13 protein-coding genes are annotated in these 13,885 nt (G+C 46.4%); 9 read left to right on the top strand and 4 right to left on the bottom strand.

What is annotated here, in order from left to right:
* Window positions 1-349 precede the first annotated feature (349 nt).
* Both LZZ85_RS05855 and LZZ85_RS05860 read left to right on the top strand, forming a co-directional pair.
* Window positions 350-724 carry a BlaI/MecI/CopY family transcriptional regulator gene (locus tag LZZ85_RS05855; protein WP_237869562.1) on the top strand — a complete coding sequence of 125 codons (375 nt, stop codon included), beginning with the start codon at window positions 350-352 and terminating at the stop codon, window positions 722-724.
* Window positions 721-2,229: a M56 family metallopeptidase gene (locus LZZ85_RS05860; protein WP_237869564.1), complete on the top strand. Its 1,509-nt coding sequence runs from the start codon at window positions 721-723 to the stop codon at window positions 2,227-2,229. Before LZZ85_RS05855 ends, LZZ85_RS05860 begins: the two co-directional genes overlap by 4 nt.
* 208 nt (window positions 2,230-2,437) lie before the next feature.
* Here the strand turns inward: LZZ85_RS05860 and LZZ85_RS05865 are convergent, their stop codons facing one another.
* The gene (locus LZZ85_RS05865) at window positions 2,438-3,847 is read right to left on the bottom strand and encodes a discoidin domain-containing protein (RefSeq protein WP_237869566.1); all 1,410 of its coding nucleotides are present in this window, start codon (window positions 3,845-3,847) and stop codon (window positions 2,438-2,440) included.
* A gap of 403 nt (window positions 3,848-4,250) precedes the next feature.
* Entirely contained in the window at window positions 4,251-6,392 is a 2,142-nt protein-coding gene (locus tag LZZ85_RS05870; protein WP_237869568.1) for a glycoside hydrolase family 97 protein, read from the bottom strand.
* A 293-nt stretch (window positions 6,393-6,685) separates the two neighbouring features.
* Between LZZ85_RS05870 and LZZ85_RS05875 the strand changes: the two genes are divergently transcribed.
* The 7 genes from LZZ85_RS05875 to LZZ85_RS05905 all read left to right on the top strand — a co-directional run bounded on the left by LZZ85_RS05875 (window position 6,686) and on the right by LZZ85_RS05905 (window position 11,650).
* Window positions 6,686-7,195, top strand: coding sequence for a DinB family protein (locus tag LZZ85_RS05875; protein ID WP_237869570.1), 510 nt, complete (start codon window positions 6,686-6,688; stop codon window positions 7,193-7,195).
* A gap of 364 nt (window positions 7,196-7,559) precedes the next feature.
* Window positions 7,560-8,258 (top strand): phosphatase PAP2 family protein, encoded by a 699-nt coding sequence (locus LZZ85_RS05880; RefSeq protein WP_237869572.1) that lies wholly within the window; start codon window positions 7,560-7,562, stop codon window positions 8,256-8,258.
* Between the two features lie 274 nt (window positions 8,259-8,532).
* On the top strand, window positions 8,533-9,522 hold the full coding sequence (locus tag LZZ85_RS05885; RefSeq protein ID WP_237869574.1) for a GlxA family transcriptional regulator: 990 nt from the start codon (window positions 8,533-8,535) through the stop codon (window positions 9,520-9,522).
* Window positions 9,523-9,714: 192 nt separating this feature from the next.
* On the top strand, window positions 9,715-10,311 hold the full coding sequence (locus LZZ85_RS05890; protein WP_237869576.1) for an RNA polymerase sigma factor: 597 nt from the start codon (window positions 9,715-9,717) through the stop codon (window positions 10,309-10,311).
* Entirely contained in the window at window positions 10,308-10,754 is a 447-nt protein-coding gene (locus tag LZZ85_RS05895) for a hypothetical protein (protein WP_237869578.1), read from the top strand. Before LZZ85_RS05890 ends, LZZ85_RS05895 begins: the two co-directional genes overlap by 4 nt.
* A 57-nt stretch (window positions 10,755-10,811) precedes the next feature.
* Window positions 10,812-11,249 carry a hypothetical protein gene (locus tag LZZ85_RS05900; protein WP_237869580.1) on the top strand — a complete coding sequence of 146 codons (438 nt, stop codon included), beginning with the start codon at window positions 10,812-10,814 and terminating at the stop codon, window positions 11,247-11,249.
* Between the two features lie 2 nt (window positions 11,250-11,251).
* On the top strand, window positions 11,252-11,650 hold the full coding sequence (locus tag LZZ85_RS05905; protein WP_237869582.1) for a hypothetical protein: 399 nt from the start codon (window positions 11,252-11,254) through the stop codon (window positions 11,648-11,650).
* Window positions 11,651-11,904: 254 nt separating this feature from the next.
* On the opposite strand, the gene LZZ85_RS05910 is transcribed toward LZZ85_RS05905, so the two are convergent.
* Both LZZ85_RS05910 and LZZ85_RS05915 read right to left on the bottom strand, forming a co-directional pair.
* Complete coding sequence (locus LZZ85_RS05910) at window positions 11,905-12,648, bottom strand: SDR family NAD(P)-dependent oxidoreductase (RefSeq protein WP_237869584.1); 744 nt, start codon at window positions 12,646-12,648, stop codon at window positions 11,905-11,907.
* A 9-nt stretch (window positions 12,649-12,657) separates the two neighbouring features.
* Window positions 12,658-13,875, bottom strand: a complete 1,218-nt coding sequence (locus LZZ85_RS05915; protein ID WP_237869586.1) for an MFS transporter — start codon at window positions 13,873-13,875, stop codon at window positions 12,658-12,660.
* Between the last annotated feature and the right edge of the window lie 10 nt (window positions 13,876-13,885).

Raw genomic sequence — 13,885 nt, forward strand, 5'->3', positions numbered from 1 at the left:
GTCAACACATCAGCTGGCTTCTCGTGCCAGATTGTCGTATCTAAGGAGCATATATCGCTTCAAGGCGTACTCACGTTTTTTGTGCCCGATCCGACAGCTATCGCTTAAAAATTTGTAAGTGGACAAGTGAGAATAACCCGTTTGCAGAATACCGGCAAGCCTGATTACGATGGACCGAAGCAAACGCAAAAACTTTAAACTTTTAAACCATTAAACATTTAAACAACCATCCCACAACTTTTACGCTTGCCCCGACGCAATGACGAGAACGTATCTGTCTTAAAAAATAAAAAATTTGACGATCTGGATTTATATTCTATGTTTGTAGAACAAAGAAAACAATTGTAGAATGACTAAGCTGGCAAAAGCGGAGGAACAACTGATGGAACTGATCTGGCAACAGGAGAAGGTTTTTCTGAAAGACCTGATAGAAGCCCATCCTGATCCCAAACCCGCTGCAACAACAGTTGCTACCCTGCTCAAACGGATGCAGGATAAAGGGTTTGTTGGCTATGAACTGCTGGGAAACTCGCGGCGATACTTCCCGCTGGTGAACAAGGATGACTACTTCTCAAAACACATAGGAGAAATGGTGAAGGATTACTTCGGTGATTCCGCTTTGCAATTCGCCTCCTTTTTCACTTCCAATGCAAATCTTAGTACTGATGAACTGGAGGAGTTGAAAAAAATCATTAACCAGGAAATTAAAAAGAAAAAGAAATGATGAGTTACTTTCTGAAAGTGATCATTTGCTCTGCATTCTTTCTTGCTGTTTATTATGTGATGCTGGAAAAAGCAAAGATGGCAGGTTTCAACAGATTCTATCTGCTGACCGGGTTGATCATTTCCTTTATCATCCCGGCCATCACGTTCGTTGATCAGGTAACGGTGTTCCCGGTTTTTGAAGAACAACGTCTGGAAAGTATTAACCCTGCCGCAGATCTGCCGCTGGTCGCTAATGAAGCAAAGAGCGGATCCGAAAGTCTCAGCACCACTTCGTTATTATGGACTGCTTATGCGGCTGTAGTGTTTGTATTGTTGTTCCGTTTTGTAGGAAATCTCTATCAATTATTCTCGCTGGCAAAGCGAAATGAACGGATCTCTTTTCCCGGATACAGCCTCGTATTACTGAAGAAGCCAATAGCCGCGTTTAGCTTTTTGCGCTTTGTGTTTGTGGCGGAGAAGGAATATCGCAACGGACAGGTTGAACCGGAAGTGTTATATCACGAACTTTCTCATATAAGGCAGCATCATTCGATCGACATTATATTTATAGAATTGTTATCTGCGCTGGCCTGGTTCAATCCTGTTTTATTTCTGTACAGGAAGGCGGTCCAGCTGAATCATGAATTCCTGGCTGACGAAGCTGTTGTTAAACATTTCCAGGACCCCACAGGATATCAGTTGTTATTGTTGGAAAAGATCAGTGCGGGGGCGCGCAGTTATCGCGTAACCAGTTCGTTCAATTATAAAATCACCCAAAAACGATTAGCCATGATCACTTATTCTCTACCAACCCGATACAATGTATTGCGGGCATTATTACTGGTACCGGTCATTGTAGTGGCCGTACTGCTGTTCAGTGAAAGATCGCTTGCCCAGGTCCCTGCGGCGCCGATAGAAGAGACCGGGCCAAAAGGTAATGTTGCAGTAAACGACACGGTTCCCCAAAAACAACGAAATAATCCTGCCAGGACCTGGGGCGTTTTCCCGGTGTCTGAGTTGATCGGGGGCACGGAGAGCGGAATTTCTCCTGATGAAATGGAAGAGTACAAAAAAATGATCGACCAGGATAGGAAGACTGATCAAGAAGGGAATGCCTGGACTTTCACTCTGTCTGAAAAGAACCGGCAAAGGATGATTGAACTTTTCTCAAAAATGAACAGGGAGCAGCAGTTGAAACAGGAGATAGTATTTGTGAAGCCTCAGGCCCCGATGACAGAGAACGTTCCAACGGCAAGCCAGTTTGACAATTTTAAGAACGCCTCCAAATATGGGATATGGATCGACAATAAAAGGATAGCTAATTCTGCTTTGTCCAATTATAAGCATTCTGATTTCAGCCAGTTCACGATCTCCAAACTTTATGGCAGGGCCAAAGAAGGGCGGTCTTATACGCATCAGCTGAATCTGACCACCCATGCAGCATTCAAACGGGAGAATGAACGCCGGGGTCAGATCAAAGAGCCTGTAGCATTGGACCTCCATAAAAGAGAAGCACTCCGGTAAGACGGTCCTTTTGCTGCACAGCAAACACACATTGCAGCATTCAACAAAAGGAAGTACTTCTGTTCCCGCCTTACGGTTCACTTTTCCACCGGTAAGGCGGGGAGAGAGGCTTTCAGAGGGGCATTCAATCTGATCGGAACAACCTGTAACAAAAAAAAGATGCCTGCTTGTGCAGACATCCTGATTGTAAACTAACCCTATTTCAAATTTATTCTTTTACGATCTTCTTTGTTTCCACTCCATTTGCCGTGACGATCTGCACGAGATAATTGCCTTTCGGATATATTCCCATCTGTATCATCGTTGTCTGCCCTTTCGCAATGTTGCTGAATTCCTGCATTTTTCGTCCGTCTGTGGTAAACACACGGATGTAGTCAATTGGCTGTCCCGCGTCTTTAATGTAAAGCTGACTTACCACCGGGTTTGGATACACGAGTACAGCAGCAGATGAGTTCCTGTTTTCTACGCTGATCGTTTTTGAATAAGAGAACTGGCCGTTCTGATCTACCTGTTTGATCCTGTAATAATTTATGCCATCGGCAGGTTTGGCATCGGTGAACGCATATTGACCGGCTCCGGAAGCAAGCGTTGTTGCCTTGACACTTCCGATAGTAATGAAATCTGCATCCTTATCGCCTTTACGCTGAACGTCGAAACGCGCATTGTTTGATTCGTCGGCAGTTACCCAGTCAAGATCAACTTTTTTATCGCTATCCGGTTTGCCGGAAAATGAAACCCATTTCACCGGCAGAACGATTGACGTCCCGAGTACGCGCATTTCCCAGATGGAATAGCCGTACTCGCTGGCCCTGCTGATACCCTGCATCTTTACATATCGTGCATTACCGCTGACCGCAATAGTATTATGCAGATCGGTATTATTTGATACAGTTGTTGCAGTAGTCCAGTTCACTGCATCATTTGACAGCTCAATGCGATAGGCTGTTGCGTATGCTGCTTCCCAGAAGATCTCAACAGTGCAGATCGGATATCTTGCACCAAGGTCAACATACATATATTCATTGTCGGTAAAACCGCTGCTCCAGCGCGTATCAATATTCCCGTCATTAATATTAGATACAGGGAAAGACGAATTCTGTTGTGATGATTCGTACGCAGTACGCTGGAATGCCAGGTTGGAAGAACAGGAAGAAGCGGGTGCTGTGCCAAAAACCTGGAACTCATATAATGAATAGCCATATCCGGTTGCGCGGGTGATCCCGCTCATTCTTACATAGCGCGCACTACCGCTTACGGGTATCACATTATGGGTTGAAGTATTATTGGCAATGCTTGCAGCAGTTGTCCAGTTGGAACCGTCGGAAGAGATATCTATATTGAAATCCCGGCCATAAGCAGACTCCCATAAAAGTTCAACACTGCAGAGGGATTTAAGAGAGCCCAGATCCACTGTGATCGACTGAGCGTCTGAAGCGGCACTGCTCCAGCGGGTGGATGTATTTCCGTCCACCGCATAATCTGCGCGGCGGCCTGAGTTTTCTTCAGAAGTTGCCGTAACCATCCGGTTTACAGCAAGGTTGTTCGAAGTGTTACACTGTGATGATACGTGTGCGCTGAACAGCAGTGAAGCCATGCACACGATAAAGAGAGATTTCATAAGGGGTGATTGTAGAATTGTTTTCATTGACTCTTTTCGGTAAAAACTGACAGATAACGTAATTATCTTAAGAGTAAAATCAATCAATTCCGTAAACTGCCAAATAGAAAATAAGGATTTTTTGAACCGGCGATCTGATGCGGGTAGTAGAGTTGCGGATAGCTTTGCGTAAAATCCACGTATTTAATGCGAAAGAGAGACGGCTTTTTGAAAGTTTTTTCTTCGATTCTTGATCAGCATCATTTGAGCGGATAGGGATCAACTTCAGAAACAGGGGCTGAAGTGAACCCGAAAACAGAGATCCTTCCCTTTCGCCCCGCCGTTCCGGTAAAAGTAACCGGTAGGCAGAGAAAAAGGGAAGGATCTATAATTATTCAAAGGTCAGTACTTAAATCGTCCGTTCTTATTTCAGTGACTTCAGGCCTTTGAGGTCGGCCTCAGTCTTAGGCTCCATTACACTGACGGCGTAGCCACCACCCGGTGCGGAGAATTGTTTCAGTTTTGACTTGCTGGTAACGATCACCTTGCGGATCTCGTAAGCCTGGGGATTTGTATCATAATGTGCATTGGCTTTATCTGCATAGATCGTGGCGATGTATTTTTTACCCGGGTCCAGGAAGCTGAAACTGATATTGGATTCGCGTCCATTCTCATCACAGGTGCTGCCGATAAACCAGTTATTGGTTCCTTTTGCTTTACGCGCGATCGTGATATAATCGCCCGGTTCGGCTTCAAGCACTTTTGTATCATCCCAGTCAACCGCTACGTCTTTGATGAACTGGAATGCATCCAGGAACTTGTTATATGTTTCCGGCAGATCTGCCGCCATCTGCAATGGACTGTACATTGTTACATACAAAGCCAGCTGACGCGCGAGCGTGCTTCTTACCCAGGAATTATTTTTGGGATTATACTTGATGATCTTTGTTTCAAAGATGCCTGGTGTATAATCCATTGGTCCGCCAATAAGCCGGGTAAATGGCAGGATCGTTGTATGATCAGGATTGTTTCCACCGAATGATTCGTATTCTGTGCCTCTTGCCGCTTCATTTGCCAGCAGGTTAGGATAGGTACGGTGAAGACCTGTCGGGCGAACTGCCTCATGTGCATTCACCATGATCTTATAGTCGGCAGCTTTCTCGATCGCATACTGGTAATGATTGATCAACCATTGACCATAGTGATGCTCGCCGATCGGAAGAATGTTACCGACATAACCGCTCTTCACGGCATTGTATCCGTTTTCCACCATGAACTTATAAGCAGTGTCCATGTGGCGCTCATAGTTCCGGACGGATGATGATGTTTCATGGTGCATGATGATCTTCACATTTTTCCCGGCCGCATATTGATGAAGTTCTTTTACGTCGAAGTCAGGATAAGGTGTAACGAAGTCAAATACATAATCTTTTGTTTTCCCAAACCAGTCTTCCCAACCGGTGTTCCATCCTTCCACCAGTACGGCTTCGAATCCATGCTGTGCGGCAAAATCGATATATTCTTTTACATGTTTTGTATTCGCGCCGTGAGTTCCGTTGGGAGGGGTTTTCGTGTAATCAACTTTGTCAAGCTGGATATTTTCGAGATTGGTATATGACCATGAGCTTTTGCCAGTGATCATTTCCCACCAAACGCCTACGTATTTGATCGGTTTGATCCATGATGTGTTGGCATATTTTGTTGGCTCATTCAGGTTCAGTACGAGTTTGGATTCCAGGATCTCACCGGCTTTATCACTCACGATCACTGTTCTCCATGGTGTTTGCGTTGGAGCCTGCATAAATCCTTTATTTCCTACCGCGTCTGGTGTCAGTACCGATTCAAGAATAAAATTCTTGTCATCGAGATTCAGTGACATGCAGGAGTAATTCAATAACGCGGCTTCATGTATGTTAATGTACAGGCCATCCTTGCTTTTCATCATCAGCGGAGTTTGCAGGCCCGTTGGTGAGAATGTTGTTTGAGAGGCATTGGGCGTAACGGCTTCTTTCATTTTACCACGGACCTCAGAAAGGTTGGATGTAACTGTACTGTATTCCTGTGTATCATAGTCGCCGGGTAGCCAGAAAGCCTTGTGGTCTCCGGCAAGTGCAAACTGTGTACGTTCTTCTTTTATAATGAAGTAGGCAAGATTCTTTTGTTCGGGAAACTCATAGCGGAAGCCAAGGCCGTCATTGAATAAGCGAAAGCGGATGATCATCACGCGTTTGGTGGTGGATTGGGTCAGTGTAACCGCCAGTTCATTATAGTGATTGCGGATCTCTTTTACTTCACCCCAAACTGGCTTCCATGTTTCATCGAAGCTCCGGCGGGTGGTATCGGAAATGGAAAAGTTTTGAGTAAGAGAAGTGTCCTTTACCAGTTGAATGCCCAGCTTGCTGGTGCGGATCACCTCTTTGGTTTTATAGATAAGATCATAAACGGGAACTCCCTGCTCTCCCAAAGCAAAATGAAGCCTGAGGTTTTTATCGGGGGATTGGAGATCCTGGGAATGAACTACAGAGAACGTGAACAGCACAATAATAAACGCAATGGTTTGGCGCATATCGTTAGTTTGATGATGAGGAAAATACTGCAGCCGGCGGGGCTGCCGGGGCAAATGTAAGAAATATGTATTAATGTGTATTGAGTACATGATTGTTTGATGAGTGAAGGTTTGAGCGGTTGAGAGTATGCTTCTTCTTCTGTTATCTCTTTTGGGGAACATGAGCAGGGATTAAGGCAGGCGGTGCAGGCGTTGCGATCTGATGGTTGTCGGATTGGTACTGGAAATTGCCGCGATCGACCATGGGTTTATATAAGAGATCAGGGTAGGTTTGTGATACAAAAATCATCTTTATGGAAAAGGAATTGTTGGCACAGATAGACAGCACCGAGGCTACCCTGCTGGAATTATACAGGTCATTGAGCCAGGAGGAGTTGAATACCGTACCGTTTGCGGGGAGCTGGACGCCCGGTCAGCTTTCTGAGCATCTCGAGAAATCCTGTGGGATCGATACATTGTATGCCGAAACGGCTGACACGTCCCGTGATCCTGCGTCTATGGTTGAATCCATCAAAGCGATATTCCTTGATTTTTCTACAAAAATGCAATCGCCGGACTTCATTTACCCGCGGGGCGACCACTATAATAAGGAAGAGGTTTATCGCCTGTTAAAGACCCGCTGGACGGATATCCGGAAAGCGGCGACAACCCTGGATCTTTCCAGGACCTGCCTCGCCTTCGAGTTCCCCGGATCCGGTGCTCTCACCCGCTTCGAATGGCTGAGTTTCTTCGTCATCCATACCCAACGGCACCTGCATCAGTTGAGGAATATGAGGAAGGCGTTGAGGGGGGAGAACGTTTAAAAGTCTAAAAGTTTAAAAGTTTAAGGTTTAAGGGTTTAAGGGTTTGAGAGGTTTGAGACGTTTGACAGGTTTGAGGCGTTTTGACCGGGTTAAGGGGTTTTGAACATTTAGACCGGCCTGCCCACTGAAGCTCGGCGTAGGCGGTGCCGGGATAACAAACAATGCAACGATATAATAATCAAACGTTTCAAACCTGCCAAACGTCTCAAATCCGCCCGCCTTTCCACCTTTCAAACTTTTAAACCCTTAAACATTAAAACTTTTAAACCTTCCTCCCCTTCCTTTTTTAACTTCCCCTTTATATACTTAACCCCGGCAACTGTGCGTTATTTGCTATTCCGGTACTATCTTCCGGCGTATTCGCATGAAAAAACTCGCACTCGTTTCCTCCTTTCTGGTATTGATAGCCCAGTGTGGCTTTTGTCAGCAGGTCAATGACAGCCTGGTCAGGTTGCCGTCGATTGAACGGAACAGGTTTTCAATCAGGCAGTTGAATGTGCCGGTGGTGATGATGGGGCTTGGTTTGGCTGCCAGTGGCAATGCAGATAAATCGATCAAAAATGTCATTAAGCGTCAGCGGAACGAGCATATGGCCGATTTCAGGACGCATATCGACAATTATCTGCAATACGCACCGATCGGGATCGTATATGGGTTGGATGCCATGGGTTTTAAGGCAAAAAATGATTTCGCAAACCGGACAGCCATTCTCCTGAAAGGCGAGTTTATGATGCTGAGCACGGTCGGTTTGATCAAAGAATTTTCCAATCAGCTCAGACCCGATGGCTCTGACCGGTTCTCCTTTCCTTCCGGGCATACCGCCCAGGCTTTTGCCACCGCAACATTTCTCAGCATGGAATATAAAGACCGCTGGCCCTGGATGCCTTATGCTGCTTATGGTATGGCCTCCTCTGTTGGCATGATGCGCATGGCCAATAACCGACACTATATCAGCGACGTGCTGCTCGGTGCGGGTATCGGAATTCTCGCCATGAAAGCCTCTTACTGGACGCATCAGTACAAGTGGAACAGGAAGAAAAGGGGAGAGATGGTGACGTATTGAGTCGTTGACCGTTGACCGTTGACTGTTATCCGTTGACCGTTGACCGTTGTCCGTTGACCGGAGGGAAACAACAAGAATAAATTGATCTTAGTATATAATTTAAAGAAAGGCTTTGGTAAAATACCGAAGCCTTTCTCTTTATTACAGCTATGACGGTCGACGGACAACGGTCAACGGTCAACGGACAACGGTCAACGGTCAACGGATAACGGGCAGGTCGTTTCCGCCATCTACAGGTGTTGATTGCGACAGCCGATATCCTTACTTTTAGGATATGAAAAATGTATCGATCCTTGTTCCGAAAGGCGCTATTATGGGGAGCATTGAAGGCCCTCATAAGTTATTTACCGAAGTAAATGAGCTGGCCGCCTCGATGGGAAGGCCGCCGTTGTTCAATGTGCAACTCGTTGGCATAAGCAGGCAGACCCCTTTGAATAACGGATTGTATACGGTAACTACAGAGTGGACGATAGACAATGTAATGAAAACAGATCTTGTGATCATTCCCGCGGTTCACGGCGATCTGCAGCTGGCTGTAAAAGATAATGAGGCTTTTCTTCCATGGATCGTTGATCAGTATCAGCAGGGTGCGGAGATCGCGAGTCTTTGTCTGGGTGCGTTCCTGTTAGCATCAACAGGTCTGTTGAAAGGCCGCAATTGTGCAACGCACTGGCTCGCCGCAAATGATTTCAGGAAAATGTTCCCCGATGTAAACCTCGTGGCAGATAAGATCCTGACAGATGAATACGGAATCTATTCCAGTGGCGGCGCCTATTCTTATCTTAATCTCATTCTTTACCTGGTGGAAAAATATGCAGGCAGGGAAATGGCCATATTCGTTTCAAAAGTATTCCAGATAGATATTGAAAGAGACAGTCAATCGCCTTTCACCATCTTCCGTGGTCAAAAGGAACATGAAGATGATTCCATCAAACAGGCACAGGAATTCATAGAAAAAAATTTCCAGGAACGTATTACTGTTGATCAGCTTGCAGGAATGCTCGCCCTTGGCAGGCGCAACCTCGAACGCAGGTTTAAAAAGGCCACATCTAATACTGTAGTAGAATACATCCAACGCGTAAAGATCGAAGCTGCAAAGCTGAGCCTGGAGAAATCAAGACATAATGTAACAGAAGTGATGTATAATGTCGGGTATACGGATCCAAAGGCATTCAGGGTGACCTTCAAACGGATCACAGGTCTTTCTCCCGTTCAGTATCGTAATAAGTATAACAGGGAGCTGACGGCGGAACTGGAGGGTTGAGGTTCGTTATACGTTATCCGTTGTTCGTTATCCGTTGTTCGTTATCCGTTGCACCGGAAAATTTGACTTCCGCGACCTTAATTACTCAACGGACAACGGTCAACGGACAACGGTCAACGGACAGCCGTCAACGGATCAAAAGATTTTCCCTTTTTTTGCAACAATTCCATCACCCCTCCGTCTCATGCTGCAGTGAGTTTACCATTTCCTCATAATATACCGGACAAGCACCTGGTCGACAGGGTGTTGGGTGGCGATAAGCAAGCTTTTGCCGTTATCATCCAGCAAACAGAGGCCCTGGTGGCCCAAATGGTATTTAAAATGATCCAGCGCCCGGAGGACCGGAAAGACCTTGTGCAGGAGATCTATCTCAAAGTATACAAGAATCTTTCGGGTTTCCGGTATCAGTCAAAACTTTCCACCTGGATCGGACAGATCACTTACAATGCGTGCATCAGTTATCTGCGGGCAAAGCAATTGTTGCTTCCTGGCTATGGCCTGGCGGATGAAGATGGTGAAACACGTGGCGCAAATGAAGCAGTCGAAACAGAGGAAGCAGACAACAGGATCTTTCAGAAACAGCGAACGGCGCTGGTGCAACAAGCGCTGGAGAAATTGTCTCCGATCCATCGCACGCTGATCACCCTTTATCACCAGGAAGAAATGAGTTACCAGGAGATAGGTGCCATTACCAGCCTGCCCGAAGGAACAGTGAAAAGTTATTTGTTCCGTGCAAGGAAAGCGCTTAAAGAAAATCTATTGCTCAACTATAAAAGGGAAGAGTTATGATCAAAGAACATGTATCTGAAGAGGACATCCAATCGTATGTGTTGAAGGAATCAGCACTGGAGCAGTATGCCTTGCAACATATTCAAACCTGTGCGTCATGCCAGGCAAAACTGAATATGTACGAATCTTTATTCAGCGGTGTCGGGGAAATGCCAAAGCCAGCCTTTGACTTTGATGTGGCGGAGCTGGTGATGCCGCTACTGTCTGTGAAGAAGAGAAAAGTGAACAGACTGCCCGCGATCTTGTCCGGGTTATTGGTACTCGCAGGTCTGATCGGACTTCCATTCCTTTTGTTTGATGATAAGAATAGCAGCGGACTTCAAAGTGTGTCACCATGGTTGTTTGGAGTGGTTGGGATCGTTGCAGTCACTTTCATTGTGATCAGTGTGTCCGACATGTATGCCCGTTACCGCCGTCAATTGAAAGAATTGAATTTCGAATAAATGAAACATTCATCTGGCAGAAACGTCAGATCATTATAAATGATTAAACAAACAAGAATGAAAAAGCTATCACTACTTGCTACCATACTGCTGAGCACAATGATGGTAAATGCGCAGGATGAGTCGGGATATAGAAATTATCTTCCCGTTCCGGAAGAGGTTATGCGCGCCACAATAATTTTCACCGGCATGTACCTCATCGGTTCATTTATACTCACGCTGATCCGGACATTACTCGATCATCGCCTGAAGCGAAAAATGCTGGATAAAGGCGTTTCCGAAGAATTGGCGCGCCAGTTCTTTCAATCAAATACAAAAGATGTGAAATCGCTCACGATGAAATGGTTTATCATCTTTTTAAGTGTGGCCGCCGGATTTATCCTGGTAAGTCAGACTCAGCCATTAGGATTTCACTCAATTGGGATTGTTTGCTTTTGCATCGCCCTGGGTTACCTGGCTTATTATTTCTTTGTCAGGAAAACGGAAAACAAATAGAGATGAAAAATATAATCACTATTTGTGCATCGATTTTTTTGCTGAGTGGATGCAGTACGATGTATACACAGGGATTCGATACCTATTTCTGGACGAGTATTCCGGGGGAAGAGAGATTTCTTTTTATAGAAGGAAAGCAAAAAGGATTGATCCCTTATCTCCCATCTGCGCCAAACTGCGAAAATGATTCTTCGAAACAAGCTTGTTTGAAAGAGTATCTGCCGTCCGGTAATTATGCAATAGAAGTGCGGAATGTTTCAGGAAAAGTGCTTTATGAAGAAACATTAACGGTTAAGAGAAGAGGAGATAATGTGACGATCGGCACTACAACTCCGGGAAAAGGAGGGAAGTCTGTAAGGACGTTCAAGGGAGGCTGTTTGATGGAGGAATTTGCGGAGTAGGAACAGGCTTTCTTTGATTGGCATAGGAGTAACGCGGCGGACGCAACGAACCGCGGCGAACGCAACGAAAACAGCCGGGAAAAATATTGTATTACGCCCTGTCCGCCGCGGTTCGTTGCGCTCGCCGCGTATCGTTGCGTCCGCCGCGTTCCTTTACGACAGACGCAACGGTTCGCAACGCACGCAACGAAAAGCAGCCACGCAAAAGAGTATATTTCGTTGCCTCCGCCGCATTACTGCTACGCCGATCGATCCTATGGCAACTTCGCCACCAGTTTCTCCGGCATCGCTTTCAGCACCTGGTAGATCAGCTTCCACTTGAAACCAGGCACAATGATCAAATTCTTTCCAGCATTCACCACGGCTTTTGCAATAAACGAAGGTTCCAGCATTAAAGACTCCGGCAGGTCCAATCCTTTTGTCATCTTGCTTCTGATATATCCTGCCACGACCACATTCACCACGATACGCCTGGGAAAAAGATATTGTCGCAGACCCGCCAGGTATTGTGTAAAGGCAGATTTGGTGCTTCCATAAATGAAATTGCTTTTCCGGCCTCTTACTCCGGATAAGGAAGAAAGACCAATGATCCTTTCCAGGTGAGGATTATTTTTATCCATCGCCACGAGATTGAGAATGGAAACGGCGCCTGCATAATGTACTTTCATCATTCTGAAGCTTCCTTCAAAGTCGAGCAATGCTTCTTCGTTATGTTTCAGATAACCTGCTGCGTATAGAACAATATTGGGCTTTGCAGAAAGGCTTTCGTAAAATGCTGCATGTGTGTCGAATGCTTCCGCATCAAAATAAAGAATGGAGACCTTGGTGTGATCGATCCGTTGTTGTGTGACAAATTCCTCCAGCGTGGTAATACTCCGCGAGGCGGCAATTACATGAAATCCTTTGTCGACATACAAACGAATGGTTTCTTTGGCAACGTCTGAGTTCGCGCCAAGTATCAGTACAGTTTTATTTTGTCCGGCTGTTGAAGGCTGCATGGGAATAGTTTACTTGATTTTTTGTGCAAGGTATCCTAACGCTACAAATGCGAGAGCTGTGCCGCAGACGGCTGTCCATCCGCCGCTGGTCCAGGCAACACTTCCGGCAACAGACCCGACTGATCCGCCGATAAAGGCAGAGGTCATATACACGGTATTGATCCGGCTTCTCGCTTCCGGAAGCAGCGCAAAGATGCGTGATTGGTTGGAGATATGGGTGACCTGCATGCCGATATCAAGAATGATCACTCCGATGATCAGTACGATCAGGTATGTTCCGCCGAGTGCGAGAAGTATATATGAAGCAAACACGGCGAGTATGCCGAGGTTGATCGTGAACTGCGGCCCTCTTTTATCAGCACTTTTTCCCGCCAGGGGGGCGGCAAGTGCGCCGCAGGCTCCGATCAGGCCGAAGAGGCCAACCATATCGCTTCCATAGAAATAAGGAGCGCCTTCAAGAAAGAATACGAGCGTCGTCCAGAATACACTGAAAGCGGCAAACATAAAGCAACCGGTAAGAGCTGATTTCTGCAAAGGGCGCAATGTTTTTGCAAGTGTCACCAATGAACGCATCAGGCTTGCGTAGCTGCCCTGGTAGGTCGGCTGGCTGACCGGAAGAAATCTTGCAAGGGCAATTGACAGGATCACCATGATCCCGGCTCCCGCTCCGAACATGATCCGCCAGCCAAAGTGTGCACCTACATAACCACTGATCGTGCGGGAAAGAAGGATGCCGATCAGTAAACCGCTCATTACTTTCCCGACTACCTTTCCCCGTTCATGATCACCGGCCAGTTGGGCTGCCATGGGCAGTAATACCTGTGGGACTGCTGAGAAAATGCCCGTGATCAGACCGGCGGCCAGCATCCATTCGAACTGCGGAGCCATAGCACAGCCGAGCATCGCCACGCAGGCAATGGCCAGCATCGCCAGCACAAGCTTTTTCCGCTCAACCTTATCTCCCAGGGGGACAGCAAACAACAGTCCGATAGTATAGCCCACCTGCGTAAAAGTGGCCAGCAGGCTCACGGTACTCTCGGGTACCTTAAAGCTGCGCCCGATCTCTGCCAGCAAGGGTTGATTATAATAGATGTTCGCGACTACAAGGCCGCAGGTAACAGCCATCAGCATCGTGAGTGATGGGCTGATAGATTGATGACCGGATGGAGTTTTCACTGATTCTGTAGCCATAGGAGCCACAAATGTATGATCACAAAGCCAAAACATGCCATCATCC

Origin of the sequence: Terrimonas ginsenosidimutans (assembly GCF_022012415.1) — a bacterium.
Taxonomy (GTDB): Bacteria; Bacteroidota; Bacteroidia; order Chitinophagales; family Chitinophagaceae; genus Terrimonas_A; species Terrimonas_A ginsenosidimutans.

Bases quoted from the DNA above. Each gene is read 5' to 3' on its own strand.
- LZZ85_RS05855 (WP_237869562.1), top strand. From the start codon at position 350: ATGACTAAGCTGGCAAAAGCGGAGGAACAACTGATGGAACTGATCTGG.
- LZZ85_RS05860 (WP_237869564.1), top strand. From the start codon at position 721: ATGATGAGTTACTTTCTGAAAGTGATCATTTGCTCTGCATTCTTTCTT.
- LZZ85_RS05865 (WP_237869566.1), bottom strand. From the start codon at position 3,847: ATGAAATCTCTCTTTATCGTGTGCATGGCTTCACTGCTGTTCAGCGCA.
- LZZ85_RS05870 (WP_237869568.1), bottom strand. From the start codon at position 6,392: ATGCGCCAAACCATTGCGTTTATTATTGTGCTGTTCACGTTCTCTGTA.
- LZZ85_RS05875 (WP_237869570.1), top strand. From the start codon at position 6,686: ATGGAAAAGGAATTGTTGGCACAGATAGACAGCACCGAGGCTACCCTG.
- LZZ85_RS05880 (WP_237869572.1), top strand. From the start codon at position 7,560: ATGAAAAAACTCGCACTCGTTTCCTCCTTTCTGGTATTGATAGCCCAG.
- LZZ85_RS05885 (WP_237869574.1), top strand. From the start codon at position 8,533: ATGAAAAATGTATCGATCCTTGTTCCGAAAGGCGCTATTATGGGGAGC.
- LZZ85_RS05895 (WP_237869578.1), top strand. From the start codon at position 10,308: ATGATCAAAGAACATGTATCTGAAGAGGACATCCAATCGTATGTGTTG.
- LZZ85_RS05900 (WP_237869580.1), top strand. From the start codon at position 10,812: ATGAAAAAGCTATCACTACTTGCTACCATACTGCTGAGCACAATGATG.
- LZZ85_RS05905 (WP_237869582.1), top strand. From the start codon at position 11,252: ATGAAAAATATAATCACTATTTGTGCATCGATTTTTTTGCTGAGTGGA.
- LZZ85_RS05910 (WP_237869584.1), bottom strand. From the start codon at position 12,648: ATGCAGCCTTCAACAGCCGGACAAAATAAAACTGTACTGATACTTGGC.
- LZZ85_RS05915 (WP_237869586.1), bottom strand. From the start codon at position 13,875: ATGTTTTGGCTTTGTGATCATACATTTGTGGCTCCTATGGCTACAGAA.